Here is a 26,137-nt window from a genome sequence, read left to right as displayed (position 1 = left end):
GGGCATGAATCGGATCATCCTCGGAGTCGTGGTCATCGTTGTGGTCCTGCTGGCGGGCGGGGTGGTCTTCCTCGGCACCTATCAGCAGCCGCCGGCCACGTCCAAGCTGGAAGTCCAGATCCCGAATGACCGGCTCACGCTGCAATGACGAGACCCCGCGGAGACCGGCCGTTCTAAAACCGGCCGCCTTCGCCGCGCTCGTTCTGCTGGCCGCCACGTCGGGCGCAGCCTGGGCGCTTTCCCCGCCGACCGAGCTTGGGCCGCTGGAGCCGCCTGCCGATAACCAGCCGCCGCCCGGCGGATCGGGCTCCTCGATCGACAGCCAGCCGCTGCCGGCGCCGACGGAGGTCCAGCCCCTCCCGCCGCCGGATGCGACCGGCGCCGAACCCGGCGCGAGCCTGCCGGGCGCGGTGTCACCCATGCCGGCGCCGGCCGCTGCGGCTGCGCCGCTGCCGTCGATCGGCGCCGATCTTGGGCCCAATCTCTGGCTCGGTTCCGAGACCTCGCGGCTGATGTCGTTGCTTTCGCAATTGCCGGCGCCGGTCACCGTGCCGGGGCCGCGGGATCTGCAGCTGCGCCTCCTGACCAGCGCGGCCGCGCCCGCGGGTGCCGCACCCGGCACCGATCCGCTGCTCGCCTTCAAGGCCGACCGGCTGAACGCCTTGGGTTTCTCCGAGCGGGCCATGGGCATGACCAGCGCGGCAGCGAATGTCGCCCCGGCCGACCCGCAACAGGCCGTCGAGCAGGCGCTCGGCGCCGGCGATTCCGGCGCCGCCTGCGCCACGGTCGATGGTGAACTGGCGAAGATGGCGACGCCGGATCTCTTCTGGCGCAAGGCGCTGATCTACTGCCAGCTGGCGCGCCAGCAGACCGACCAGGCATCGCTCGGTCTCGACCTGCTGCGCGAAATGCCGAGCAAGGATGCCGCGACCACCAACTTCGTCGCGGTCGCCTCGGTCGTGACGGGCGATGCGAAGCCGAAGTCGGTGAAGAAGATCGCCAGCGCCGATCCGCTGCTGATCGCGACGATGCAGCTCGCGGGCCTGCCGACTCCCGCGACGGCCGCGGCCGTGCCGCCGAAACCGACGGGTCTCGCTGCCGCAGCTCTCACGGCGCGCGACGGCACGCAGCCGCTGCCCAACCGCATCGAGGCGGCGGAGCGCGCCTTCGCCGCCGGCCTCATTCCGATCGAGGAATTGATCGCGCTCTATCAACAGGCGCCGGCCTCCACCGGCGATCCGGTGGCGTCGCTGGCGGGTGCCGATACGCCGATGACGCGGGCCGCGCTCTACAAGGCCGCGGCTGCGGCCTCGACGCCGGACGTGCGGGCGCGGCTGATCGGCGCCGCCTTGCAGCGCGGTCGGCTGCGCGGCGACTTCTTCGTGCAGGCGGCGCTCTACACGCCCTTTGCGCAGCAGGTGCAGCCGGCGCGCAACCTCGCCTGGTTCGCGCCGGAAGCGGCGCGGCTGATGTTCCTCGCCGGCAACGACGATCGCGGCGCCTTCTGGCTGAACCTGGTCGAGTCCGCGCCGGGCAATCCCGATCTCGCGCGTCAGGCGCCGGGCCTGCGCTTGCTCGGACGGCTCGCGCGCGGCAAGGGCGGAATCGTCGGCGACCAGGATCCGGTCGCGGCCTGGGCGAAGTCCGCCGGCGCCGGCCAGGACAAGGCGGCGCAGGTCTATGCGCTCTTCGCCGGCCTCGGCCAGAAGATCGGCGGCTGGACCGGCTACACGCCGATCACCCAGAGCGGCAGCGTCGCGGCCCAGATCAACCAGGCGGCCATGGCCGGACGGCGCGGCGAGACCGTGCTGCTCTCGCTGATCGCCTTCGGCGGCGACCGGCTCGCTGCCACCGATCCGGCGGCGCTGACCGCGGCGCTTGGCGGGCTCAATTCGGTCGGCCTCGGCAAAGAGGCGCATGACATCGCGCTCCAGGCCGCGGTGCTGATCGGCCTCTGAGCATGGCCGAAACGCCGTCATCGGGCATGCTGATCGAGCGCTTCCTCGAGATGCTGAGCGCCGAGCGCAATGCCGCCGCCAACACGGAAGCGGCCTATCGCCGCGATCTCGAGGATGCGGCCGCGTTCATGGCGTCGCGCAAGATCTCGATCGGCGACAGCGCGACGGCCGACCTCTCGGCCTATCTGGCCGCCTTGGACAAGCGCGGTTTTGCCGCGCGCAGCAGTGCCCGGCGCCTGTCGGCACTGCGGCAGTTCTTCAAATTCCTGGTCGCCGAGGAAGTGCGCAGCGACGATCCGTCGGCCGCGCTCGACGGGCCGCGGCTCGGCCGCCCGCTGCCGAAGCTGCTGGATGAAGACGAGATGGCACGCCTCATCGAAGTCTGCGCCGCCCTGGACGGGCCGAGCGGCGCGCGGTTGAAGGCGCTGGTCGAGCTCTCCTATGCCAGCGGCTTGCGGGTGTCCGAGCTGGTCGGCATGCCCTTGGCCGCGGTGCTGCGCGAGCAGCCGGTGCTGATCGTGCGCGGCAAGGGCTCGAAGGAGCGCATGGTGCCGCTGAATGCGCCGGCGCGCGCCGCGCTCAGCGCCTATCTCGAGCAGCGCCAGGCCTTCCTGCCGAAAGGCCCCAATGGAAAGCCCCCAAATGGCAAGCCTGGGACCTCGCCGCATCTTTTTCCCTCGCGCGGCAAGGAAGGGCATCTCACGCGCCAGCGCTTCGGGCAGCTGCTGAAGGATCTTGCGCTCAAGGCGAGTATCGATCCGAAGCGGATCTCGCCGCATGTGCTGCGCCACGCCTTCGCGACCCATCTCCTCGACCACGGCGCCGATTTGCGCAGCCTGCAGAAGATGCTCGGCCACGCCGATATCGCGACGACGCAGATCTACACCCACGTTGCCGGCAAGCGCCTGGCCGAGCTGGTGGAGGCACATCATCCCTTGGCAGCATCCGGACGGCGCAAAAAAGCCGGGCAATGACCCCAGGATTGACAGGGGCCGGGATACCCGCCACAAACCCCGGAGCCGAGCCCCCGCGGCATACTTCCGACATTCTCAGGCAGTGTCCGCAAGGGACCAGGAGCAGGGCAAGGATGAGCTTCAAGATCGTTGAACAGGCACCGGCGCGTCTCAACCGCAGCGAATTGGCGGTGCCCGGCAGCCAGCCGCAACTCTTTGAAAAGGCCGCCAAATCGGCGGCGGATGTGATCTTTCTCGACCTCGAGGACGCGGTCGCCCCGGACGATAAGCCGCAGGCCCGGAAGAACGTCATCGCGGCGCTGCGCGATATCGACTGGGGCACCAAGGTCATGTCGGTCCGGATCAACGGGCTCGACACCCATTTCATGTATCGCGACGTGGTCGATGTGATCGAGCAGGGCGGCGAGCGGCTCGATCTCATCATGATCCCGAAGGTCGGCACCGCGGCCGACGTCTATGCGACCGACATGCTGGTCACCCAATGCGAGGCCGCGGTCGGGCGCAAGAAGAAGATCGGCTTCGAGATGATCATCGAGACCGCGCTCGGCATGCAGAACGTGCACGAGATCGCCGCGGCCTCGAAGCGCAACGAGAGCCTCCATTTCGGCGTCGCCGACTATGCGGCCTCGACCAAGGCGCGCACCACCAACATCGGCGGCGCCAACCCGAGCTATTCGGTGCTCACCGACAAGGACGAGGCGGGCAAGCGCGACGTGCATTGGGGCGACATGTGGCATTACGCCGTCGCCCGCATGGTGGTCGCGGCGCGCGCCAACGGTCTGCGGCCGATCGACGGGCCGTTCGGCGATTTCTCCGACCCCGACGGCTACAAGGCCGGCGGCAACCGCGCCGGCGTGCTGGGCTGCGAGGGCAAGTGGGCGATCCATCCGTCGCAGGTGGCACTCGCCAACGAGCTCTTCACCCCCTCCGACAGCGAGGTGAAGAAGGCGCAGCGGATCCTCGAGGCGATGGCCCAGGCCCAGAAAGAGGGCAAGGGCGCGGTCTCGCTCGACGGGCGCCTTATCGATCTCGCGTCGATCCGGCAGGCGGAAGTGCTGGTCGCCAAGGCCAGGCAGATCGCCGCCGCCGCTTAAACTTTAAGACGGATCTTCATGGCCACTTTCCTCGACTTTGAAAAACCGATCGCCGAGCTGGAAGGCAAGATCGCCGAGTTGAGGCATCTTGCCCAAGGCGACGAGGTCAACATCGCCGAGGAAGTGGCGAAGCTCCAGGCCAAGGTCGAAAAACTCACCCGGCAGACCTACGCCAAGCTGACGCCCTGGCAGAAGACGCTGGTGGCGCGGCACCTCGAGCGGCCGCATTTCGGCGATTACGTCGCCGGCCTCGTCACCGACTTCGTGCCGCTGGCCGGCGACCGCGCCTTCGCCGACGACAAGGCGATCATGGGCGGACTCGGCCGCTTCAAGGGCCGGCCGGTCGCGATCATGGGCCATGAGAAGGGCAACGACACCACCGGCCGCGTGCGCCACAGCTTCGGCATGGCCAAGCCGGAAGGCTATCGCAAGGCGATCCGCCTGATGGAATTGGCCGACCGTTTCAAGCTGCCGGTGATCACGCTGGTCGACACGCCGGGCGCCCATCCCGGCATCGAAGCGGAATCCCGCGGCCAGGCCGAGGCGATCGCCCGTGGCATCGAGACCTGTCTCAAGATCGGCGTGCCGCTGGTCTCGGCGATCATCGGCGAAGGCGGATCGGGTGGTGCCATTGCCTTGGCCGCCGGCAACCACGTGATCATGCTGGAGCACTCGGTCTATTCGGTGATCTCGCCCGAAGGCTGCGCCTCCATTCTCTGGCGCAGCGGCGATCAGAAAGAGGTCGCGGCGGAAGCGCTGAAACTGACCGCCGAAGATCTGAAGCAACTCGGCATCATCGACGAGATCGTGGCCGAGCCCTTGGGCGGCGCACACCGCGCCAAGCAGGAGACGATCGAGCGCCTGGGCGATTCGCTCGCCGCCGCGCTGGCACGCTTCGACAACATGGATGGCGACACCGTCCGCCGGGAGCGCCGCGAGAAATTCCTCGCCATGGGCCGCGGCGGCCTCGCCGCCTGAAACCGTCATCGCCGGGCTCGACCCGGCGATCTCGCGCCGCGGGTGTGCGCCCACGAAATTCGTGATCGGGATCCGCCCGCAGGGATTCTATTCAGCTGTCGTACTACTTGCATCGGGGCCGCAATGGAGCCCCCGGCACAAGGAAATACGATGAATATCAAGCGTTTAGCCCTGCTGACCGTTGCCGCGACCACGCTTGCGGCGGCCGCTTTCGCCGACGGTGGCCCCAATGGCGGTCACGGTGGTCCGGGTGGCTTCCTGAAGTCCGCCGACCTCAACAAAGACGGCGTGATCGACCAGACCGAGTTCCAGCAGAGCCGCGACAAGTGGTTCGCCGATCTCGACACCAGCAAGGACGGCTTCGTCAGCGCGGACGAGCTCAAGGTCTTCGGCGACAAGATGCATGCCGAATGGTCGAAGAAGCACGGCGACCAGGCCGGCAATGGCATGCCGGATGCGAACAAGAAGCATGGCGACTTCTCGCAGCGCATCCTGGAGCGGGTCGATGCCGACAAGGACGGCAAGATCTCCAAGGCCGAGTTCGACGCCGAGGGTGCGAAGATGTTCGCGAAGCTCGACGAGAACAGCGACGGCAAGATCGCCGAGAACGAGATGCCGCAGCGTCACTGGGCCCGCTTCGGCGGCAAGATGTTCGACCGCATGGACGCGGACAACGACGGCAAGGTGACCAAGGCCGAGTTCCAGGCCGCCGGCGAGCAGATGTTCCAGCGCATGGACAAGAACGGCGACGGCATCATCGAGAAGGACGAGATGCAGAAGCCGCAGGGTGATATGCCGCCGGCCGGTGATCAGGCGCCGACTCCCTGATGCTCCGTAAGGTTCGGTCCCTGGAAGTTGATGAAGCTTGACGTGCGCAATGGCGGGTGTTCGGTTCATAATCGGAGTCATGCAGTGTTCGACAATTCTGTTGCAGTGATGCCGAGAATGGATCTGGCCGAGCGCCCGCCGCGCGAGTTCACGGCGGAAAACAGCGACGATGGTTTGCTCTCGCAGATTGCCGAGGGCGACCGCCGGGCGTTTTCGCAGCTGATGGACCGCCATATCGACCGCGCCTTCGCGCTGGCGCGGCGCGTGCTCGGCAACAAGAGCGATGCCGAGGACGTGGTCCAGGACGCTTTCATGAAGGTCTGGCAGAAGGCGGGGCAATGGCAGCCCGGCCGCGCGCAGTTCTCCACCTGGCTCTACCGCGTGGTGGTGAACCGCTGTCTCGACTTGAAGCGCAAGCCGGTGAACGCGGCGCTCGACAACGTCGCCGAGCAGAGCGACGACCGGCCGGACGCCTACGAGGACATCGCGACGCGGCAGCGCAACGCGAAGATCCAGGCGGCGGTGGCCGACCTGCCCGAGCGGCAGCGGACCGCGATCGCCTTGAGCTATACCGCGGGCCTGAGCAATGCCCAGGCGGCGGAGACGATGGAAATATCGGTGAAAGCGTTCGAATCGCTCCTGGTGCGGGCGAAGCGCGAGCTGCGGGGGCGGCTCGCCGGGGATGGAGAGGAATGACCATGCGAATGGATGAAGAGAAATTCGAGGCGGAGCTCCGGGCTGCAATGGCGCCCGAGCCGGCAAGCCTGGCCTTGCGCCAGCGCATCCTGGTGCAGGCGACGCAGGAGAGCCGCGCGCCGAAGCGCAGCGGCTGGTTCGCGGCCCTGGACCCGCGCGGCTGGCGCCTGCTGGAGCTGAGCTCGCTGGCCGCTGCGGCCTCGCTGGCGATCGGCATCTTCGCCGGCGCGAGCGGCTTGGTGCCGGACAGCAGCACGACGACGGTTGCCAGCACCGACACCGGCAGCACGGTGGACCTGGTGGCGCTCGCCTATGACGACAGCGGCCTTTCCGGAGACCTGCAATGACGCTCTCCGGCTCGAAGGCGAAGTGGCTGATCGGCGTCGCCGCCGTCTCGCTTTGCGTCAACCTGTTCGGGATCGGCCTCGTCGCCGGGCACCGGATCTATGGTCCGGGCTTCTTCGGTCCGGGCGGGCCCGACGGGCCGCGCCGCGGCATGGAGGCGATGATCGCCGGCGTGCCGGAGGATCTCCGGCCGATGATCAAGCAGAAATTCGAAGCCGCGAAGCCGCAGTTCCAGGCGCAGCGCGAGCAGATCAAGACTGCCCGCGACAAGCTGGCGGCGGCCGCGGAAGCCGATCCCTTCGATCCCGCCGCCTTCGACCAGGCCTTCGGTGATTTCCAGCAGGCGATGAGCGGCATGGGCAGCATCGCGCACCAGACCATCCGCGAGATCCTGCCGCAGATCCCGGCCGAGCAGCGGAAGAAGCTGGTCGAGAAATGGTCGAAGCGCTGGGGCCCGAAGGGCGGCGATGGTCCGGACGGCCCCGATGGACCGCCGCCGCCGGGCGACGCGCCGGAGTGATCGTCTAGCCACGAGGCCGTCCGATGACCGCCGCCCTGCTCGCCGCCAACCGCTTCGGACTGGGATCACGGCCGGGCGAGCTCAAGGCGATCGGCGGCGACCCGCGCGGCTGGCTGAAGGCGCAGCTCGATCCCGCCAACGCCGTGCCGGCGCCGATTGCGGTACTTCCCGGCACCGAAGCGCGCCTCGCGGCCTTGCCCAGCCTGATGGGCGATCCCGCCGAGGCGCAGAAGAAACTGGCGCAAGCGGTGCTCAAGGCCGCGCGCGACCAGCTGCCGCAGGACAGCGCCGCGCGCCTGCAGGCTGCCATCACCGCGAAGACGCCGCTGGTCGAGCGGCTCACCGCCTTCTGGTCCAACCATTTCACCGTCTCCGGCGCGCGGCCGGTCGCCGCCGGGCTGATCGGCCCCTATGAGGCCGAAGCGATCCGGCCGCATCTCTTCGGCCGCTTCGTCGATCTCTTGAAGGCGGCGACGCTGCATCCCGCGATGCTGCTCTATCTCGACAACGCGACCTCGATCGGCCCGAACTCGCGCGCGGGGCAGCGCCGTGACAAAGGCCTCAACGAGAACCTCGCCCGCGAGCTGATGGAGCTGCACACGCTCGGGGTCGATGGCGGCTATACCCAGGCCGACGTGACCGAGCTGGCGAAGATCCTGACCGGCTGGACCATCCGCCGCCCCAACCAGCCGCAGCGCGCCATCGCCGCGAACCGCGGCAGCGCCGTCTTCATCCCGGCGATCCACGAACCGGGCGAGAAGTCGCTGCTTGGCCGGACCTATCGCGACGCCGGCGAGAATGAAGCCGATGCAGCGCTGGAGGATCTCGCGCGCCGCCCGGCGGCCGCGCGTTTCATCGCGACCAAGCTGGCGCGGCATTTCATCGCCGACGATCCGCCGCCGGAAGCCGTGGCGGCCCTGGCGGAGACGTTCACGAAGACCGACGGCGATCTCACGGCGCTCTATATTCGGCTGATCGATCTCGACGTCGCCTGGAGCGGCGAGGGCAAGTATCGCTCGCCTTATGACTGGGTGGTGGCGATCTTCCGCGCCTTCGCCGCCGATGCGCCGGACCGCGCGAGCCGCGCGGCGCAGGCGATGAACCAGCTCGGCCAGCGGCTCTATTTCGCACCCTCGCCGGCCGGCTGGCCGGACGATTCCGCCGCCTGGCTTTCCCCGGAATCCCTGCTGGCGCGCGTCGACTACGCCGAGGCGGTCGGGCGCAGTAAAGGCGAGAGCGACCCGATGCAGCTGGCGGATCTCGCTGTCGGCGCCGCGCTCTCGACGGAGTCGAAACTCTCGATCCAGCGCGCGCCGAGCCGCAGCGATGCGGTCGCGCTGCTGCTGGTCAGCCCGGAATTCCTGAGGAGATAGGCATGCTGAACCGCCGCCACATGCTCTCTCTGACCGGCTCGCTCGCGGTGCTGGGCGCCTTGCCCGCCCGGCTCGCGCTGGCCGATGCGTCGACCGAGGCGCGCTTCGTGCTGGCGATCCAGCGCGGCGCGATGGATGGGCTGCACGCGGTGCCGCCTTACGGCGATCCCCACTACAAGACTCTGCGCGGCAATCTCGCGCTGGCCGCTGATGGCGGTGCGGATAGCCTGCTCGATCTCGACGGCAGGTTCGGCCTGCACCCCAAGCTCGCCGCGCTGAAGTCCTGGTACGACCAGGGCGAGCTGCTGGTCGTGCATGCGGTGGCGACGCCCTATCGCGAGCGCTCGCATTTCGACGGCCAGGACCTGCTGGAGAACGGCAGCGCGCAACCGCATGCCGGCAATTCCGGCTGGCTCAACCGTGCGATCGGGCTGATGGGTGGCGGCGATCGGCGTCTTGGACTCGCTCTGGGGCCGGAAGTGCCGCTCGCCTTGCGCGGCGAGGTGGCCGTCGCATCCTGGGCGCCGGACAAGCTGCCCGCGGCCGCACCCGACTTCCTCAACTTGGTGCAGGCGATGTATGCCAAGCAGCCGGCGCTGCAAGCGGTGCTGCGCCAGGCGATCGATGCCGACCGGATGGCGCAGGCCGCGGTCGGCAACACCGCCGGCATGGCTTCTTTCCGCCCCGGCAATGCGGCGCGCATCCTCGCGGAATCCGGCGGCAAGCTGCTGGCCCAGCCGAACGGGCCGCGCATCGCCGTGCTCGAATTGCCGGGTTGGGACACGCATACCAACCAGAACGGCCGCATGGCGGCGGCGCTCGCCCAGATGAACGACGCGCTCGCCGCGTTGAAGGCTTCGCTCGGTCCGGTCTGGGCGAAGACCGTGGTGATGACCGCGACCGAGTTCGGCCGCACCGCGCGCCCCAACGGCAGCAACGGCACCGATCACGGCACGGCGACCGCGCTCTTCCTTGCCGGCGGCGCCGTCGCCGGCAAGCGCGTGATCGCAGACTGGCCCGGATTGGATTCCGCGCAGCTCTACCAGAACCGCGACCTCGCCCCCACCACGGACTTCCGCAGCGTCGCCAAGGCGGTCCTGCAGGCGCATCTGGGCTTGCCGCCGGACGCCCTCGACCGCGAGGTCTTCCCGGGCAGCGCCGCGGCAAAGCCCCTCGCGGACCTGCTGCGGGTCTAGGCCGACTTCCGCTCGACCGCGAACTTCACCAGGGCGGCGCTGGTGCGGATGCGGAGCTTGCTCTTCAGCAGGGCGGCGGCATTGGCGACCGTCTTGTAGGTGACGCCGAGCTCGCCGGCGATCTCGGCGAGACTCTTGCCGTCGCCCAGCCCATCGAGGATCGCCTTCTCGCGCTCACCCAGGTCCGGGGTTTCCGGCCGAAGCTGCGTCATCGCCAGCGCCTGGGCGACGCTCTGGCCGAGGTAGGTCTCGCCCGCGAGCACCTTGTCGATCGCGGTCAGGATCACCGCAGGGTCGTCGTTCTTGGTGACATAGCCCCGGGCGCCCTTGGCCAGCGCGCGGGAGACGCGGCCGGAATCGCCGTACATGCTGAGGATGATGATCCGCGCCGCCGCGTTGTCGGCGGCGAGTTGCCGCATCAGGTCGAGCCCGTTGCCGTCCGGCAGGTCGAGATCGAGCAAGACCACGCCCGGCCTATGCTTCTTGTTGAGTTCGAGACCCGCCTGGCCCCGCTCCGCTTCGAACAGCTCGAAACTCTTCCGCTGCGCCAGCAGGCGTCGCACCCCGGCGCGGATCAGCGGATGATCCTCGATCAGGAGAATGCGCTCAGGCATGCGCCACCGCGGCATGGAGCTGCAGATCGGGGGTCGCTGCGGAGGTTTGCGCCTCGCCGATCCGTTGCCTTGCCCAGGGAATCGCCGCCTCGATCAATGTGCCACCCTCCGCGCAGGCGGTCACCGCGAGTCCCCCGCCCAGCCGCCGCACGCGCTCACTCATGCCAAGCAAGCCGAAACCCATGTGGAAGTTCTTCGGCAACCCGGCGCCATCGTCGCGGATCGAGACGACGAGGTCATCCGCGCGCAAGGCCAGCGCGACCTCGACGGTTTCCGCCTTGGCGTGGCGCAGCGCGTTCACCAGCCCCTCCTGCACCATGCGGTAGACGGTGAGTGCCGCTTCCTCGCCGGCGCCGTCGATCTCTTCCTCGATGTTCAAGAGCCAGGTGATGCCGCGATGCCGCTCGGCCCAGGCATCGACCAGGTCGCCGATCGATTCGCTCAAGCGCGCATGCGCCAGCGAGCCGGGGCGAAGGCGGTCCAGCATCCGGTAGTTCTGCTTCTGGATCTCGTCGATCATGCCGGACATCGCCGCGGTATGCTGGCGGATCTCCCCGGGATCGCCAGTGTCGCGGATCAAAGCGAGCTCGGCGCGGATGCTGAATAGGGTAGCGCCGAAATCGTCGTGCAGTTCGCGGGCGATCTCGCGGCGCTCGGATTCCTGCACCGCGATCAGCTTGCCGATCAGCAGGCGGTTGTCGCTCTGCGCCCGGTCGAGCGATTGCGCCAGGGTGTTGAACTTCTCGCCGATCCGCTGCAGCTCGGAGACGCGAAAGCGAGCGACCGGCGCGAACTCGCCGCGGCCGAGCCGGTCGATGCCTGAGCTCAGCGCCCGCATAGGCCGCGCCACCAAATGGGCGGTCCAGAGCAAGGCGAGGAGGATCAGCGCCGAGGCGCCACCGAGCAGGCCGACCAGGAACACCAGCTCCGACCAGACCTCGCCGATCTCGTCGAGCGGATTGCCGACGACGATGACCTCGCCGCGCCGTGCGCCCTGGATCGTCACCGGATAGGTCTCGACTGGCCGCTCGGCGGAGAACAGGTTCACGAACCAGTCGGGCGCCTCGATGCGCGAGGTCTCGACATGCAGCAGCGGCGGCGTGCCGGTCAACGTCGCGCCCGGCAGATAGACGAACTGCACATGCCGCACATTGGCGAGGTTGCCCATCAGATGCCGGATCTCGGCATCGGGGTTCGGCGTGTTGCCGATCGTGCGCAGTGAATAGGCGACCAGCACGCGTCCGGTCTGCATGCCGGAGCGGGTCTCCTCGGCGATGCGTTCGCCGGCGCCCGCGAGCAGGATCGTCACGGCGAAGACGAGCATCGCCGGCAGAATCAGCAATGGGATCAGGATCAGGCGCGCGCGGATCGACTGAAAGCGGGCGAGGCTTCGCATGTTGATCGTCCTCGAATGAACTTGGCGTCAGAGTAGAGCGGCGGCGTTCCGTCGCAAAGCCTCGGGAGAAAGTCCCGAAGTCGACGGGACTAATGGAAATTGCTCCGCGCCGCGCGCGCATTTCATAGTGCCTCCCACCGATGGATCGCGGGGCAAACGCGAAATCCACCTTTAGGATGAGGGGGTTGGGAGATGCGCGCTGGAGGGATGATCGCTGGTCTTGCGGTTGCGGCTTGGGCGCTGATGCCGAGCTCGGCTTCAGCCTTCACGGCCTATGTCTCGAACGAGAAGGGCAACACGGTCAGCGTCATCGATCTCGACAAGATGGAGGTGACCGCGACCGTCGAGGTGGGCGAGCGCCCGCGTGGCATCACCATGAGCAAGGACGGCAAGCACGTCTATATCTGCACCAGCGATGCCGACCATATCGAGGTGCTCGATACCGAGAGCTTGAAGGTGCTGCACACCCTGCCCAGCGGCCCGGATCCCGAGCTCTTCGTGCTCTCGCCCGACGGCAAGACGCTCTACGTCGCCAACGAGGACAACAACATGGTGACGGTGCTCGACGTCGAGGCCGGCGATGTCGCCGGCGAGATCGCGGTCGGCACCGAGCCCGAAGGCATGGGCGTCAGCCCCGACGGCAAATGGCTGGTCAACACCTCCGAGACCACCAGCATGGCGCATTTCATCGACACCGCCACGCTCGAGGTGAAGGACAATGTGCTGGTCGACACCAGGCCGCGTTTCGCCGCCTTCACCCCGGATGGATCGAAGGTCTGGGTCTCCTCCGAGGTCGGCGGCACGGTCGCGGTGATCGACACCGAGACCCGCAAGGTGCTGCACAAGATCGAGTTCGCGGTGCAGGGCGTGCGCAAGGAGACCTTGCAGCCGGTCGGCATCTCGTTGACCCCCGATGCCAAGACCGCCTTCATCGCGCTCGGCCCGGCCAACCGCGTCGCGGTGGTCGACATGGCGACCTATGAGGTGAAGGACTACCTGCTGGTCGGGCAAAGGGTCTGGCAGCTCGCACTGACACCCGACGGCAAGACCCTCTTGAGCGCCAACGGCGAATCCAACGACGTCTCGGTGATCGACGTCGCGTCCCTGAAGGTGGTGAAGTCGATCCCGGTCGGCGAGCTGCCCTGGGGCATCGCGATCAAGTAAGGGATGCGAGTCCCGCGACGAGTCCCCTGAAGCGCAGAGCGCGTAGGGGGAAGGCGGACCATCCACGAGTTGCTTGCCCGGAGCGGCGTACGGCCCGCATCGGAAAGAAAGCGTTCCCTGACGCAAACTCGTGGATGGTCGGTCTTCGCGGCTGCCTCAGCTTCCACGCCCGTTCAACCATGGAATCGACGTGCCACCACCGCTCGGTCGCCTTGGCATGACTGTCGAGGTCAAGTCGACGTTCGGCCGCGCCAGCCAATGATATCGCTGCATACTCCCGAATTCAGGTCATTCTTGAAAACAAGACTCGCGGCGGCGATCGTGGTATGATCGCGGCCTGCCCTCCGACCGGTCCGCCGAAGCTCCAGCGAAGGCGGAATCGGGCAGCGCTTGGGCGGGTGCTGTTTGACATCGTGAAGGCCGTATCGGGCATCGCGCCGGCCTGACGCAACTTGCTTGCGCCTGCGCAAGCAGCTGCCGGTACCTGCATTGACCCAGCATGTACAGAATTGAGCGTCCGCTTTCCGGCTCAGCGGACAACGTCATGCGACTGCCGGGCTGTCACCTGCATTGACCCAGCATGTACGGAATTGAGCATCCGCTTGCCGGCTCAGCGGGCAAAACCATGCTTCTGCCGGGTTGTCACCTGCATTGACCCAGCATGTACGGAATTGAGCATCTGCTTGCCGACTCAGCGGGCAAAGTCATGCGACGCCAGCGGGTTACGAGTCCTTCGCTCTCCGGCAAAAAGGACCGCTCCGGTAAGGATTGCTGCACCCGCAACCCGGACCCGACCCGGACAGGAAAGAGTTTTCATGTCGGATTGGCATGACGCCCCCGGATAGCGCGTCGAAGGTTGCATGGCTCCGTTTGTAGGGGACGAGGCGGTCATCGCTCCGTAGGCGATCCAGCGCCCGGCGCGCCCTAATACGCGAACTCCGCATAGACCGGATCGACCGAGCCGCCCCACTTGCCGTGGAACAGCTTCAGCTTCTCCTCGGCCGGGCATTCGCCGGAATCGGCGATGGTCTGCAGCACGTTGAGGAAGCCGCTCTCGTCCGAGCCGGCGAGGTCGCCGGACTTGCGGGCGTTGAGGCCCGCGCGGGCGATCTTGAGCACCTCGATCGCCAGGTCCTGCACGGTGCCCTTGCCGAACTTCGCCTTCAGCGCCTGTTTCGGCACCGCGGCCTTGAGGTTGGCGCGGTCTTCCGCGGTCCAGTTCTTGACCAGGTCCCAGGCGGCATCGAGCGCGGTCTGGTCGTACAAGAGGCCGACCCAGAGCGCGGGGAGGGCGCAGAGCCGGTCCCAGGGACCGCCGTCGGCGCCGCGCATCTCCAGGAACTTCTTGGCGCGGACTTCCGGGAAGGCCGTGGTGGCGTGATCCGACCAGTCGGCGGTGGTCGGCGTCTCGCCGGGGAGCGCCGGCAGCTTGCCCTCCAGGAAATCGCGGAACGACTGGCCGCTGGCATCGATATACTTACCGTCGCGGTAGACGAAATACATCGGCACATCGAGCAGGTAGTCGGCATAGCGCTCGAAGCCCATGCCGTCCTCGAAGGCGAAGGGCAGCGGCCCGGTGCGGTCGGGATCGGTGTCGGTCCAGATCTGGGCGCGATAGCTCAAGTAGCCGTTGGGCTTGCCTTCGGTGAACGGCGAGTCGGCGAACAGCGCGGTCGCGACCGGCTGCAGCGCCAGGGAGACGCGCAGCTTCTTCACCATGTCGGCTTCGTCGGCGAAATCGAGGTTGACCTGCACGGTGCAGGTGCGGGTCATCATGTCGATGCCGAGCTTGCCGACCTTCGGCATGTAGTTTCGCATGATCTGGTAGCGGTTGCGCGGCATCCAAGGCGTTTCTTCGCGCGTCCATTTCGGCCGGAAGCCCATGCCGAGGAAGCCGACGCCCAATTCGGCGCCGATCGCCTTCACTTGGCTGAGATGGTTGCCGACCTCGGCGCAGGTCTGGTGGATCGATTCGACCGGCGCGCCGGAGAGCTCGAACTGGCCGCCCGGCTCCAGGCTCACGTTGCAGCCGTCCTTGGTGAGGGCGATGACCTTGCCGTTCTCCTCGATCGCCTCCCAGCCGAAGCGGGTGAGGCCGTTGAGGATGGCGCCGATGCCGTTCGGGCCTTCATAGGGAATGGGCTTCAGGGTCTTCGCGTCGAACACGAACTTCTCGTGCTCGGTGCCGATGCGCCAGGCGGATTTCGGCTTCGAGCCGGACGAGAAATACTCGACCAGCTGGGCTTTGGACGTGATCGGTTCGCCCTGTGACTTCGGTGGTGCCGACAAAGGCCGCTCCCCAGGAAAATCCTGCTTGGAAAAATTCTAACAGGCAAGAATCGGAACCGATGCTTGCCGAACCCCGATTGCCGGGGCGCCTTGCAGCCCCCAGGGCTATCTGGGCGGCCGTTTGGCACCGTCGCCGAGGATCGCCTGAAAGGCCGACAAGGCCGCCAAAGCAGCCGTCTCGGCGCGCAAAATGCGAGGCCCCAGCCCGACGGGCGTAACAAAGGGCAGTTTCTTCAGCCGGTCAAGCTCGCCGTCCTGAAATCCTCCCTCAGGACCGATCAGGACCGCGTACTTGTGAGGCAATCTCACATCGGATGTTAGCGCGGATAACGCCTCGGCTATGGGTGTCGCATCCCCGGCCTCGGCGCAGACCAGCAGATGCCGGTCCTTCGGCCAGCCGGTGCGCATCGCCTCCAGGCTGATCGGCTCCAGCACCTCGGGGACGGTCAGTCGTTCGGATTGCTCGGCGGCCTCGGTCGCGACCGCGCTCAGCCGGCTCTGGTTGATCCGGTTGCTGGCACTATGCTGGGTCAGGACCGGCTGGAAGCGCGCGACGCCGAGCTCGGTGCCCTTCTCGACCAGGAAATCCACCGCGTCCTTCTTCAGGGGCGCGAAGCAAAGCCAGAGATCCGGCTCGGATTCCTGTTCGCGGGTCCGCTCCACGGCCTCGAGGGTGAGCCGTCGCTTCTGGGCTTCGGCGATGCGGCCGCGATATTCGCCGTCGCGCCCATTGAACAGCAGCACCGGATCGCCGCTGCCCCTTCGCAGCACGTTGACGAGATAATGCGCGGCGCGCTCGTCGGCCTGGAACCGCGCGTTCTTCTGCAGGTGCTCCGCGACATAGAGTCTCGGAATCATCGTTCTTGTGGGCTCCCCGCCCAGCCACTAAGGTCCCGCAAATTATGAGCAGCGCCACCGACATTCAAGCCGGCGACTGGATCGACCGGCGGGTTCCGGAAGGGATCCGGCCCTACCTGCGGCTCGCGCGGCTCCATGCGCCGATCGGAACCTGGCTGCTGCTCTTCCCCGGTTGGTGGTCGCTGACCTTGGCCGCCCCGCCCGGCGATCTGCCCGACGGCTATATGATGGTGTTGTTCGCGATCGGCGCGCTGGTGATGCGCGGCGCCGGCTGCACGGTCAATGACATCGTCGATCGCGACTTCGACAAGCAGGTGGCGCGCACCGCCAACCGGCCGCTCGCCTCCGGCCAGCTGAGCCTGAAGCAAGCGCTGGTGTTCCTGGCGCTGCAGCTCACCGTCGGCTTCATCATCCTGCTGCAGCTGGAGCCCCTGGCAATCAAGCTCGGGGTGCTGTCGCTGCTGCTGGTCGCCGCCTATCCCTTCATGAAGCGGATCACCTGGTGGCCGCAGGCTTTCCTCGGCCTCACCTTCAACTGGGGTGCGCTGATGGGCTATGCCGCGGTGACGAACACGCTCGCCTGGCCGCCGGTGCTGCTCTATGGCGCCGGCATCTTCTGGACCCTGTTCTACGACACCATCTACGCGCACCAGGACAAGGAAGACGACGCGCTCATCGGCGTCAAATCCACCGCGCGCTATTTCGGCGACAAGACGCGCAGCTGGCTCACCGGCTTCGCCGTCGCCACCATCCTGCTCCTGATGGCGACGGTCACCGCCGCCGGCCTCGGCTGGGTGGCGAAGCTCGGCGTCATTGGCGTCGCGCTGCATCTCGGCTGGCAGGCGGCATTCTGCAACTTTGCCGACCCGCGGGACTGCAAGCAGAAGTTCACCAGCAACCGCTATATCGGCTGGATCCTGCTCGCCGGCCTCGTCATCGCCAAGCTGATGCAGTGAGTGCGCTTCCGTCCACGCCGGAGCAACGGCGCAGCTTCATCCAGTCGCAGACCACGCTCGCAGCGCCGCCGCTGACGCCGGAGATCAAGCTCCATCTCGCGACCGAGATCACGCCGATCTGGGAGGCGACCGAGGCGACGCTCGAAGCCAACAACCTGCCGCCGCCCTATTGGGCCTTCGCCTGGCCGGGTGGGCAGGCGGTGACGCGCTTCCTCCTGGACCAGCCGCACTGGGTGAAGTCGAAGCGCGTGCTCGACTTCGCCGCTGGCAGCGGATTGGGCACGATCGGCGCTAAGCTCGCGGGGGCGGAGAGGGTGCTGGCCAACGAGATCGACGATTTCGCGATCGAGGCGATCCTGCTCAACGCCGAAGCCAACAACGTGGCGATCGACGTGCTGCGCCATGATCTCATCGGCCGCAACGAGGGCTGGGATGTCGTGTTGGCGGGTGACGTCTGCTACGAGCGGCCGATGGCGGATCGGGTGATTCCCTGGCTGCGCGCGCTCGCCGGATCCGGAGTCACCGTGCTGATGGGCGATCCCGGCCGCGCCTATCTGCCGGCGCAAGGCCTGGTCGAGGTCGCAAGCTATGACGTGCCGACCTCGAAGGAATTGGAAGACCGCGAGCTGCGCGTGACCCGCGTGCTCAGATTGTTGCCTTAGGAGTTGCGTATGCAGGTTTCGGCGCTCTGGCTCTATCCCGTGCAATCCCTGCGCGGGCAGAAGATGGCGGCGCTCGACTTCGCGCTCAATGGCTTGCGCATGGACCGCTGGTTCGGCATCCGCGACGTCGAGACCGGCGGCATGGTCGGCTCCTCGATGGGCAAGCGCGCCTGGCTGCCGCTGATCACCTGGGACGCGGTCATCGTGGATGCTGGTGCGGCGCCGAAGGTCGAGATCCGCTTTCCCGACGGCGCGCATCTGCTGAGCGACGACGCGGATGCGGATCGTGTGCTTTCCGAGCGGCTCGGCCGCGCCGTCGAGCTCAAGGGCAAGGACGGTATCAAGGCTGATCACCGCTACCGCATGGCTTCCTGCCACCTGCTCACCAGCGCCACGCTGAAGCGGTTGCGCGCCAGCTATCCCGAGGGCGATTTCGCGCCGGAGCGCTTCCGCCCGAACATGGTGCTGGATTGCGGCGACGCGATTGGCTTCATCGAGCAGCCTTGGCTCGGCCACTTGATCAAGGCGTCATCCGGCGTGGTGCTGGAAGGCACCGAGGACTGCGCCCGCTGCGCGCTGACCACCCGCGCGCAGGGCGATCTGCCGAGCGACCCCAAGATCCTCCACACGGTGATGCTGGAGAACGGCACCAATGCCGGGATCTATGCGAAAGTCTCGCAGGCCGGGCGGGTGGCGGTGGGTGACGAAGTCAAAATCGAGGAGTGATCCGAAGCGTTCATCACGCGGAGAGGTCAACCCCCACCCCGGCCCGCCCCCATCTTGGGGGCGGGAGATATCTGAAGGCGCTGCTCTACGAGAACGCGAAGGCTTTCGCCTTCTTCCCGCCCCCAAGATGGGGGCGGGTGAGGGTGGGGGTTGACGCTTCCGCTAGCGCGCTGCGTCCGAGCCTTACAGGTTCGGCTGCTTGGTCGTGCGCAGGTACGGCTTGATCTTCTTGTAGCCCTTGGGGAAGAGCTTGTCGGCGTCGGCATCGCTGAGCGCCGGCACGATGATGCAGTCTTCGCCATGCTTCCAGTTGACCGGCGTCGCGACCTTGTAGTTCGCGGTCAGCTGCAGCGAATCCAGCACCCGCAGGATCTCCTCGAAGTTGCGGCCGGTGGAAGCCGGATAGGTGATGATCAACTTGATCTTCTTGTCCGGGCCGATGACGAAGACCGAGCGCACGGTCAGGGTGTCGTTCGCGTTCGGATGGATCATGTTGTAGAGGTTCGAGACCTTGCGGTCGGGATCGGCGAGCAGCGGGAAGTTCAAGGCATGACCCTGGGTCTCCTTGATGTCGCCGGCCCAGGCCTTGTGATCGGCGAGCGGATCGACGGAAAGGCCGATCACCTTGGTGTTGCGCTTGTCGAACTCCGGCTTCAGGCGCGCCACCTCGCCCAATTCGGTGGTGCAGACCGGGGTGAAGTCCTTCGGATGCGAGAACAGGATGCCCCAGCCGTTGCCGAGATATTCATGGAACTTGATCTTGCCTTCGGTCGAATCCTGCTCGAAGTCAGGGGCGGTATCGCCGAGTTGCAGGGCCATGGTGTCCTCCTTCTGCCTTGTGACGGTCGGGTTGAATTTGTTGGGGACTTTGTTATTCGCCGGCGACGCGCAGAACGGGCTGCGGCCGCGCATAGTCCCTATCATGACGCAGCGACGGTATCATGGCACGCGCCGATGCCACCTTCGAAAAATCAAGTTCGGCTGTGATAATGCCCACCCGCTCGCCGGCTTCCGCCAGAATCTCGCCCCAGGGGGCGACGATCAGCGAATGGCCATAAGTGCGCCTTCCACCGGCATGCTGGCCACATTGCGCCGGCGCCAGCACGAAGGCGCCGGTCTCGATCGCCCGGGCGCGCAGCAGCACATGCCAATGCGCCTCCCCGGTCGGCACGGTGAAGGCGGCCGGGATGCTGATCAGCGTCGCACCGGCATGGGCGAGATCGCGATAGAGCTGCGGGAAGCGGAGGTCGTAGCAGACCGTCATGCCGAGCGGCCCGAACGGGGTCGGCGCCAGCATCGCCTGCGAACCGGGACGGATGCGCTCGGATTCGCGATAGACCTCGCCGTTCGGCAGATCGACGTCGAACAGATGGATCTTGTCGTAATGGGTGATGACCCGGCCCTGGTCGTCGATCAGGAAGCTGCGGTTGGCGAGCCGCTCCGGCTCGACCCGGACCGGCATCGAGCCGATCAGCAGCCAGACGCCGAGCTCCTTCGCCAGCTTCGAGAAGAACGGCAGGCCGGGATGCTCATCCTGGGTGAAGGACTTCGCCAGCGCCAATTCGCGGTTGGGCTCGATGATGCTGGTATTCTCGGGCGTGAAGACGAACCTGGCGCCGGCGGCGGCGGCTTCGCGGATCAGCGCCGCGGCGGCATCGAGATTGGGCTGGACCTCGGGTCCGGCCGTCATCTGCACGCAGGCGAATTTCACCGCGGCGTCTTCCACGCGAGCACTCCTGAGATTGCGGTCGCGCTACTCCGCGGCCGGTTGGGCCAGCATGGGGGCGAGACCCCCGGCGCGGTCAAGCGCGTATAAATCGTCGCTGCCGCCGACATGCTTTCCGTTGATGAAGATCTGCGGCACCGAAGTCCGGCCGCCGGCCCGCTGCACCATCTCCGCCCGGCGCTTGGAATCCGCCATGACGTCGATCTCCTCATACGGTACCTGGCGATCGTCGAAGAGACGCTTCGCGCGGTAGCAGTAGGGGCAGATCATGGTCGTGTAGATTTCGACTTTGGCCATTTCACACCATTGAGGTGGGACCAACCCTCCCACGGGGTTCCTTAATAGATCGCCTCTCCTGTCCATTTTGGCAAGGCTCGACACCGGTTAATCGGCCCGCACCACCTTCGCCAGGGCGAGGACATCGACATTCCGGGCGCCAGCCGAAATCAAGGCCTTAGCGGCCGATTCGACCGTGGCACCGGTGGTGATCACGTCGTCGATCAGGAGAATGCGGCGGTTGGAGACGGCCGTCGCCTGGCGCTTGGCCACCGCGATGGCGCCCTTCACGTTGCGGAATCGGGCGAGCCGGCCGAGATGGCCCTGGCTCCGCGTGGCCCGGCGCCGGCTGAGCGCCTGGGGCAGGACCGGCAATCCCGCCGCGCGGCCGATCGCCTGGGCGAGCAGCGCGGCTTGGTTGAAGCGGCGGGTGGCCAGGCGGGTCCAGTGCAGCGGCACCGGCACGATCAGATCGGTTGATTCCAGCAGCGCGGCGCCGGCCCGGCACATCCAGCCGGCCAGGGCCGGGACGCTCTCGGTGCGGTCGGCATGTTTCAACCCGATGACCAGGTCGCGGCTTTCGTCGTCATAGCGGAAGACGGCGCGGGCCCGGTCATAGGCCGGGCGCTTCTGCAGGCAGGCGCCGCAGAGCGACTCTGCACCGGCATCGAAGGGGAAGGGCTGGCCGCAGCAGCCACAGCAGGGTGCCCCGAGCCAGCTCAGCTTGCGCCAGCAATCCGGGCAGAGGCCTTGCGCCTGGCTCAGGATATCGCCGCATTTCAGGCAGCGCGGCGGCAGCACCGCATCGAGCACGATGCGGGAGACGCGGCCCGAGAGGCGCCCCAGATTCTGCAGCATGGGTGTCAGTCTAGCGGGCCGCGGCGCGATGCTCTAGTACTGCGCGCATGACCCCGCCCGCGACCCCGCCGAAGATTTTCGACCGCGCCCTGCTGCGACGGCGGCGAGACCGCGTCGCGCAAATCCTCGACCCCAAGCGCGACTTCCTGTTCGCGGAAGCCGGCGAGCGGATGCTCGACCGCCTGGACGACGTCAAACGGCGCTTTCCGCGGGCGCTCGACCTCGGCAGCCGCGATGGATTGCTGGGCCGCCTGATGCTCGGGCGGGGCGGGGTCGAGACCTTGATCCAGGGCGACCTTTCCTTGGGCATGCTGCGCCAGGCAGGTGGTCGCGTGCTGCAGCTCGACGAGGAGGCCTTACCCTTCGCGCCGGAGAGTTTCGACCTGGTGCTCGCCAACCTCTCGCTGCACTGGACCAACGACCTGCCGGGGACGCTGGCGCAGATCCGGCATGTGTTGAAGCCGGACGGCCTCTTCCTCGCGGTGCTGTTCGGCGCCGGTACGTTGGCTGAATTGCGCAGCGTGCTGATGGAGGCCGAGATCGCCGAGACCGGCGGCGCCAGCGCCCGCGTCGCACCTTTCGCCGATCTCCGCGACGCCGCCGGACTGTTGCAGCGCGCGGGCTTCGCGCTACCGGTCGCCGATGTCGAGGCCGTGACCGTGACCTATGCCGGGATGATGCCCTTGCTGGGCGATCTCCGCGCCATGGGCGAGACGAACATCCTCGATGCGCGGCTGAAGCGGCCGACCCGGCGGGCCGTGATTGCCCGCGCGGCGAGGCTCTACCAGGAGAGGTTTGCGATGCCGGATGGGCGCATCCCGGCAAGCTTCCGGCTGATCTTCCTGACCGGCTGGGCGCCGCATGAATCCCAGCAGCAGCCGGCGCGCCGCGGCAGCGGCAAGGTCAACCTCGGCGAAGTGCTCCGCCCGATGCGGGACTAGTTGCTCGGACCCGGGCTGCTGCTGCCCGGCCCGGTATTGCTGTGCGTGGAGCCGCCGCCGCGGCGCTGCTCCGGGTTGCTGCCGGCATCGCCACCGTCACCGGAACCGGTCGAGGGAATGGTGCCGCCGAAACCGCCGCTGCCGCCGTTGCCGAAGGTCGCGCCCTGGCCTTCCGCGATGTCGAGGTCCTCGTTGGTGATGTCGTTGTGGCCGTCGACGCTGCCTTCGTTGACGGTCGCGTCGGTGGTGCCGTCGGGATGCACATGCACGGTCACGTCGGTGCCGCGCAGCACCAGCGTGGCGGTGGGCGTCTTGATGACGGTCTTGCCTTTCGGCATCTCGCCGGTGACGAAGCGCAAAGTGCCGACCGAGATCCGGATCAGGGCGTTGCCCTCGGCCTTGGCCGGATCGAACACGAACGCATCGATCAGCACCTTCGACTTGGCGCCGAGCGCGAGCGTCGAGTCGTCGATGAAGCGGATCAGGGCCGAGCTGCTCTCGACGGTTTCCAGCGCCTCGCGGAACAGCACGGGATCGCCCTGGCGCTTGACCGATTGGCTGCCCTGCGGCGGCACGCCATAGACGGTGCGCTGGACTTCCGCCATCGCGCCGACCTCGGTCGCCGCCGCGGCGGTCGCGCCGGCCAGCAGGCACCATCCGGTCACGACGGCAGCGGCAAGTCCCGAACAACGGCCCAAGGATGATCTCCTCATCGATCCGATACCCAGCTTACGGGCTCCCCGGATCAGGGTCCAGCGGTTGCCGTCCCGCGCGTAGCCGGCGCGTCAGATGCAGTCGCAGCCGCCGTCGTCGTCTCCACCGCCATCGTCACCGCCGGCGTCGCCGCCCGCCGTTCTATCCGTGGTCGGCCGCTCCGGCGCCGGCGAATCACCGCGCCGGTGCTCGGGCACGTCGTAGCTCCGGCCGCCGGCGTTGGCGGTGCCAAGGTCGGGTGTCTCGTCGGTGTCGTAGCTGGTCGTGCCGCCCACGCCGATGGTCGAGCCTTCGCCCGGCAGCATGTTGGTCACCTCGTTGGTGACCATGTTTTGCGCCTCCACCTTGCCGTCATAGACGGTTGTGTCGGTGGTGCCGTCCGGGTGCACGTGCACCAGCACATCGGTGCCGCGCAGCGTGAGCGTTGCGGTCGGCGTCTTGATGACGACGCCGCCCTTGGGCATGTCGCCGGTGACGAAGCGCAAGGTTCCGACCGAGATCTCGATCAGCGCATTGCCCTTCGCATTCTTCGGATCGAACACGAACGCGTCGATCAGCACCTTGGACTTGGCGCCCAGGCTGAGCTTCGAGTCGTCGATGAAGCGGATCAGCGCCCCGCTTTCGTCCAGGGTCTGCAGCGTTTCCTGGAAGACGACCGGATCGCCCTTGCGCTTGACTGCCTCGCCACCTTGCGGCGGCACGCCATAGACGTTCTGGCGAACCTCTTCCATCGCACCGACATCCAGTGCCTCGGCGATCCCGGTGCGCAACAGGACACTCATCGCCGCGACGGTCGCGGCGACCTTCAAACTCTTTTTCAATGGATGACTCCCCAGTCACAAATCGGCCGCGATTTCGGGCCGGTGTCGCTTTTTTCACGATGCCTTCGGCATGAAGGCATGCACTCAACTCAAACCAATTCTCTCCTGTAACGGCGATGGGCCGGGCTTGATCGAGATCAGCCCGGCCCGGCCGATTGATTCCAGTGCGTCCTAGCCCGGCGTGCCGCCGCCGCCGCTGTTGCCGCCGCTCGGCGTATTTCGGGAAGGCGTATTGCGTTCCCCGCCGCGGCGCTGCTCGGGATTGTCCTTGTTGCCGCCGTTGTCGGTCTGCTGGCTGATGCCGTCATCGACCGCCGGGTCGCCGGTCTCGTCCTCATCGCTGGCGCCGAAGCCGGCGTTGCTGATCTCGAGGCTGTCGCCTTCCTCGACGATCGTATCCTGGCCGGTCTGCTTGCTGTGGACCTTGACGCTGCCTTCCTCGACCACCAGCAGCGTGTTGCTGCCATCGGTGAGGATTTTTACATTGGTACCGCGCAGCACCATGGTGGCGGTCGGCGTGTCGATCGTGGTCTGACCCTTCGGCATCTCGCCGGTCACGTAGCGCAGCGCGCCGGCCGGGATCGAGATCAGCGCCTTGCTGTTGGCGTCGCCGGGGGCATAGACGAAATTGTCGACCAGGACCCTGCTGTTGGCGCCCAGCGTCAGCTTCGAGCCGTCGGTGAATTTCACCAGCATGCCGCTCTTGGCCAGCGTCTCGAGCATCTCCTGGAAGACGACGCCGTCGCCCTGGTGCTTGGCTTCGCGCGCGGCCGACGGCGGCGTGCCATAGGCCGTTTCCTGCACCGCCTCGACGTCGCCCACCGGCATGGTGGATGCGGCACCATAAGCGACGGCGACCGTGGTCGCGCCGAACAATATGGTGGCGATGGCGGTGTGGATCGAGCGCATGATCGGGCTCCCCTTAAGGTCCTTCCGGTGCTTTCCGACGCGATTGCCGCTGAATTAGAAGGGGTTCGGCATTCCGTCGAGTGATCTTGGTCACAGTCGGCAACCGGGCGCGAACAGCAGAACCCATGCCGCGCCCGGCTCCGCCTGGATTAATGCAGTTCCGCGGTGCTGGTGGTGACGCCGTTCGGCGTGATGTCCACGCTCTCGCCGGCATTGTACACCAGTTCCTGGCCGGTGGTGCGGGAGTGCACGGTGACGACGCCTTCTTCCACCATGAGATGGGTGTTGCCGCGCTCATTCACGCCGACGGTGATGTCGGCGCCGTTCAGCTGCATGGTCGCGGTCGGCGTGTAGATCGTGGTGCGGTTCATCGGCATCGCGCCGGTCACGTAATGCATCTTGCCTTCCGGCAGCGAGACGATGGCGTTGGTCACCTTCTGCTCCGGCTTGTAGACATAAGCGACGATGAAAGCCTTGCTGTCGGCGCCGAGGTCGAGCTTCGAGCCGTCGGTGAACTTCACCTTCATGCCGCCGGATTTCGTGGTCTCCAGCAGCTCGCGATGCTGAACCACGTCGCCCGCGTGCTTCTCGACCTTGGTTTGGCTCGGCGCAGTGCCGTAGGCGGTCTCTGCGACGGTCTCCACCAGGCCGGCGTCGCTGGCGAGCGCCGCGCTGCTGATCGCTGCAGTGAAAGCGGCCGCGACCGCGGCGATGATTTGGGTACGCATCGAGAGTCTCCTGGGTAAGGTTAGTTTTCGATGAACGGGGCCGACAATTACGCGCCCCGACGCATTGGGTCGAGTGACGCGCCGCACATGTTCAACCAAGCGGCGTGATGCCCATCACAGAGCCTGATGCAACGATGATAACGATGATGATGCCGGCGCGGTCCCGCCTGCGATCGACTGGGGCTGCGCCGGCATCCTTGGCAGTGGGTCAGTCGACGTCGCCGCCGTCGCTGCCGCCGTTTTCGCCGCCGCTTTCGCCGCCGCCCGACGGGCCGCGGCCGGAATCACCGCCGTAGGAGGAGGAGGCTCGTCCACTCGGGCCGGAATGGTCGTTGCGGCGATGCTCGACATTGCCGCCACCGCGGGTGGAGAAGCCGCCCCCGTCCGTGGCGTCAGCCGCGCCGTCGGCGGCCTCGCTGGTGGTCTTGGTATCGACGGCATCGCTGCCGCCGGTGTTGAACTCCTCGGCGAAGGCCGTATTGGCCAGGATCAGCCAAGTCGCGGTTCCGAGGGTCAGAAGCCATTTGGAATGCATGA

The 26,137-nt window shown here is 67.0% G+C and carries 29 protein-coding genes; 16 read left to right on the top strand and 13 right to left on the bottom strand.

Translation table 11 applies throughout. The features are described 5' to 3' along the window. Positions 1-4 precede the first annotated feature (4 nt). The 11 genes from ACYQ4T_RS25680 (at position 5) to ACYQ4T_RS25630 (ending at position 9,962) form a co-directional block, all read left to right on the top strand. The gene (locus tag ACYQ4T_RS25680; RefSeq protein WP_459859481.1) at positions 5-148 is read left to right on the top strand and encodes a hypothetical protein; all 144 of its coding nucleotides are present in this window, start codon (positions 5-7) and stop codon (positions 146-148) included. Further along, positions 126-1,958, top strand: coding sequence for a hypothetical protein (locus ACYQ4T_RS25675; RefSeq protein WP_459859480.1), 1,833 nt, complete (start codon positions 126-128; stop codon positions 1,956-1,958). Before ACYQ4T_RS25680 ends, ACYQ4T_RS25675 begins: the two co-directional genes overlap by 23 nt. A gap of 2 nt (positions 1,959-1,960) precedes the next feature. Further along, positions 1,961-2,932: a site-specific tyrosine recombinase XerD gene (locus ACYQ4T_RS25670; RefSeq protein WP_459859479.1), complete on the top strand. Its 972-nt coding sequence runs from the start codon at positions 1,961-1,963 to the stop codon at positions 2,930-2,932. 113 nt (positions 2,933-3,045) lie between these two features. Further along, a complete protein-coding gene (locus tag ACYQ4T_RS25665) occupies positions 3,046-4,026 on the top strand; it encodes an HpcH/HpaI aldolase/citrate lyase family protein (RefSeq protein ID WP_459859478.1) in 981 nt (326 codons plus the stop codon). Positions 4,027-4,044: 18 nt separating this feature from the next. Then, positions 4,045-5,004 carry an acetyl-CoA carboxylase carboxyltransferase subunit alpha gene (locus ACYQ4T_RS25660; RefSeq protein WP_459859477.1) on the top strand — a complete coding sequence of 320 codons (960 nt, stop codon included), beginning with the start codon at positions 4,045-4,047 and terminating at the stop codon, positions 5,002-5,004. Positions 5,005-5,154: 150 nt separating this feature from the next. After that, positions 5,155-5,832, top strand: a complete 678-nt coding sequence (locus ACYQ4T_RS25655; protein WP_459859476.1) for a hypothetical protein — start codon at positions 5,155-5,157, stop codon at positions 5,830-5,832. A gap of 117 nt (positions 5,833-5,949) precedes the next feature. Continuing rightward, entirely contained in the window at positions 5,950-6,528 is a 579-nt protein-coding gene (locus ACYQ4T_RS25650) for an RNA polymerase sigma factor (protein WP_459859475.1), read from the top strand. 8 nt (positions 6,529-6,536) lie between these two features. After that, a complete protein-coding gene (locus tag ACYQ4T_RS25645) occupies positions 6,537-6,875 on the top strand; it encodes a hypothetical protein (protein WP_459859474.1) in 339 nt (112 codons plus the stop codon). Then, positions 6,872-7,393: a periplasmic heavy metal sensor gene (locus ACYQ4T_RS25640; RefSeq protein WP_459859473.1), complete on the top strand. Its 522-nt coding sequence runs from the start codon at positions 6,872-6,874 to the stop codon at positions 7,391-7,393. Before ACYQ4T_RS25645 ends, ACYQ4T_RS25640 begins: the two co-directional genes overlap by 4 nt. Positions 7,394-7,416: 23 nt before the next feature. Beyond that, positions 7,417-8,766 (top strand): DUF1800 domain-containing protein, encoded by a 1,350-nt coding sequence (locus tag ACYQ4T_RS25635; RefSeq protein WP_459859472.1) that lies wholly within the window; start codon positions 7,417-7,419, stop codon positions 8,764-8,766. A gap of 2 nt (positions 8,767-8,768) precedes the next feature. Continuing rightward, positions 8,769-9,962: a DUF1501 domain-containing protein gene (locus ACYQ4T_RS25630; protein WP_459859471.1), complete on the top strand. Its 1,194-nt coding sequence runs from the start codon at positions 8,769-8,771 to the stop codon at positions 9,960-9,962. Here the strand turns inward: ACYQ4T_RS25630 and ACYQ4T_RS25625 are convergent. After that, on the bottom strand, positions 9,959-10,576 hold the full coding sequence (locus tag ACYQ4T_RS25625; protein WP_459859470.1) for a response regulator: 618 nt from the start codon (positions 10,574-10,576) through the stop codon (positions 9,959-9,961). The two genes, ACYQ4T_RS25630 and ACYQ4T_RS25625, sit on opposite strands and share 4 nt — an antisense overlap. Further along, positions 10,569-11,972: a histidine kinase gene (locus tag ACYQ4T_RS25620; RefSeq protein WP_459859469.1), complete on the bottom strand. Its 1,404-nt coding sequence runs from the start codon at positions 11,970-11,972 to the stop codon at positions 10,569-10,571. Before ACYQ4T_RS25620 ends, ACYQ4T_RS25625 begins: the two co-directional genes overlap by 8 nt. A gap of 207 nt (positions 11,973-12,179) precedes the next feature. Here ACYQ4T_RS25620 and ACYQ4T_RS25615 point away from each other — a divergent pair, with 207 nt between their 5' ends. Further along, positions 12,180-13,136: a YVTN family beta-propeller repeat protein gene (locus tag ACYQ4T_RS25615; protein WP_459859468.1), complete on the top strand. Its 957-nt coding sequence runs from the start codon at positions 12,180-12,182 to the stop codon at positions 13,134-13,136. 924 nt (positions 13,137-14,060) lie between these two features. Here the strand turns inward: ACYQ4T_RS25615 and ACYQ4T_RS25610 are convergent. Both ACYQ4T_RS25610 and ACYQ4T_RS25605 read right to left on the bottom strand, forming a co-directional pair. Further along, positions 14,061-15,425 (bottom strand): glutamate--cysteine ligase, encoded by a 1,365-nt coding sequence (locus ACYQ4T_RS25610; protein ID WP_459859467.1) that lies wholly within the window; start codon positions 15,423-15,425, stop codon positions 14,061-14,063. 105 nt (positions 15,426-15,530) lie between these two features. Next, complete coding sequence (locus tag ACYQ4T_RS25605) at positions 15,531-16,283, bottom strand: 16S rRNA (uracil(1498)-N(3))-methyltransferase (protein ID WP_459859466.1); 753 nt, start codon at positions 16,281-16,283, stop codon at positions 15,531-15,533. A 44-nt stretch (positions 16,284-16,327) separates the two neighbouring features. Here ACYQ4T_RS25605 and ubiA point away from each other — a divergent pair, with 44 nt between their 5' ends. The 3 genes from ubiA to ACYQ4T_RS25590 are packed head-to-tail and all read left to right on the top strand — an operon-like array spanning position 16,328 to position 18,627. Beyond that, positions 16,328-17,239 carry a 4-hydroxybenzoate octaprenyltransferase gene (gene ubiA, locus ACYQ4T_RS25600; protein WP_459859465.1) on the top strand — a complete coding sequence of 304 codons (912 nt, stop codon included), beginning with the start codon at positions 16,328-16,330 and terminating at the stop codon, positions 17,237-17,239. Then, positions 17,236-17,901, top strand: a complete 666-nt coding sequence (locus ACYQ4T_RS25595; RefSeq protein ID WP_459859464.1) for a class I SAM-dependent methyltransferase — start codon at positions 17,236-17,238, stop codon at positions 17,899-17,901. The genes ubiA and ACYQ4T_RS25595 overlap by 4 nt, the downstream gene beginning before the upstream one ends. A gap of 9 nt (positions 17,902-17,910) precedes the next feature. Next, on the top strand, positions 17,911-18,627 hold the full coding sequence (locus ACYQ4T_RS25590) for an MOSC domain-containing protein (protein WP_459859463.1): 717 nt from the start codon (positions 17,911-17,913) through the stop codon (positions 18,625-18,627). A gap of 183 nt (positions 18,628-18,810) precedes the next feature. Here ACYQ4T_RS25590 and ACYQ4T_RS25585 read toward each other — a convergent pair whose 3' ends face one another. From ACYQ4T_RS25585 to ACYQ4T_RS25570, 4 genes are all read right to left on the bottom strand, one after another. Continuing rightward, a complete protein-coding gene (locus tag ACYQ4T_RS25585; protein WP_459859462.1) occupies positions 18,811-19,446 on the bottom strand; it encodes a peroxiredoxin in 636 nt (211 codons plus the stop codon). Positions 19,447-19,498: 52 nt separating this feature from the next. Continuing rightward, a complete protein-coding gene (locus tag ACYQ4T_RS25580) occupies positions 19,499-20,353 on the bottom strand; it encodes a carbon-nitrogen hydrolase family protein (RefSeq protein ID WP_459859461.1) in 855 nt (284 codons plus the stop codon). 27 nt (positions 20,354-20,380) lie between these two features. Continuing rightward, positions 20,381-20,650 (bottom strand): glutaredoxin 3, encoded by a 270-nt coding sequence (gene grxC, locus ACYQ4T_RS25575; protein ID WP_395016669.1) that lies wholly within the window; start codon positions 20,648-20,650, stop codon positions 20,381-20,383. A gap of 87 nt (positions 20,651-20,737) precedes the next feature. Then, entirely contained in the window at positions 20,738-21,487 is a 750-nt protein-coding gene (locus tag ACYQ4T_RS25570) for a double zinc ribbon domain-containing protein (RefSeq protein ID WP_459859460.1), read from the bottom strand. A 47-nt stretch (positions 21,488-21,534) separates the two neighbouring features. Here ACYQ4T_RS25570 and ACYQ4T_RS25565 point away from each other — a divergent pair, with 47 nt between their 5' ends. Then, entirely contained in the window at positions 21,535-22,428 is an 894-nt protein-coding gene (locus ACYQ4T_RS25565; RefSeq protein ID WP_459859459.1) for a methyltransferase domain-containing protein, read from the top strand. Here the strand turns inward: ACYQ4T_RS25565 and ACYQ4T_RS25560 are convergent. The 5 genes from ACYQ4T_RS25560 to ACYQ4T_RS25540 form a co-directional block, all read right to left on the bottom strand. After that, complete coding sequence (locus ACYQ4T_RS25560; protein WP_459859458.1) at positions 22,425-23,126, bottom strand: FecR family protein; 702 nt, start codon at positions 23,124-23,126, stop codon at positions 22,425-22,427. The genes ACYQ4T_RS25565 and ACYQ4T_RS25560 overlap by 4 nt on opposite strands. Before the next feature lie 87 nt (positions 23,127-23,213). Further along, positions 23,214-23,963: a FecR family protein gene (locus tag ACYQ4T_RS25555; protein WP_459859457.1), complete on the bottom strand. Its 750-nt coding sequence runs from the start codon at positions 23,961-23,963 to the stop codon at positions 23,214-23,216. Positions 23,964-24,134: 171 nt separating this feature from the next. Continuing rightward, positions 24,135-24,872: a FecR family protein gene (locus ACYQ4T_RS25550; protein ID WP_459859456.1), complete on the bottom strand. Its 738-nt coding sequence runs from the start codon at positions 24,870-24,872 to the stop codon at positions 24,135-24,137. A 149-nt stretch (positions 24,873-25,021) separates the two neighbouring features. Beyond that, on the bottom strand, positions 25,022-25,600 hold the full coding sequence (locus tag ACYQ4T_RS25545) for a FecR domain-containing protein (protein ID WP_459859455.1): 579 nt from the start codon (positions 25,598-25,600) through the stop codon (positions 25,022-25,024). A gap of 208 nt (positions 25,601-25,808) precedes the next feature. After that, on the bottom strand, positions 25,809-26,135 hold the full coding sequence (locus ACYQ4T_RS25540; protein WP_459859454.1) for a hypothetical protein: 327 nt from the start codon (positions 26,133-26,135) through the stop codon (positions 25,809-25,811). Positions 26,136-26,137 lie beyond the last annotated feature (2 nt).

Source organism: Dongia sp. agr-C8 (assembly GCF_054658695.1).
Note: the sequence above shows the minus strand (reverse complement) of the source record. Positions and strands in the feature narration are given on the sequence as shown.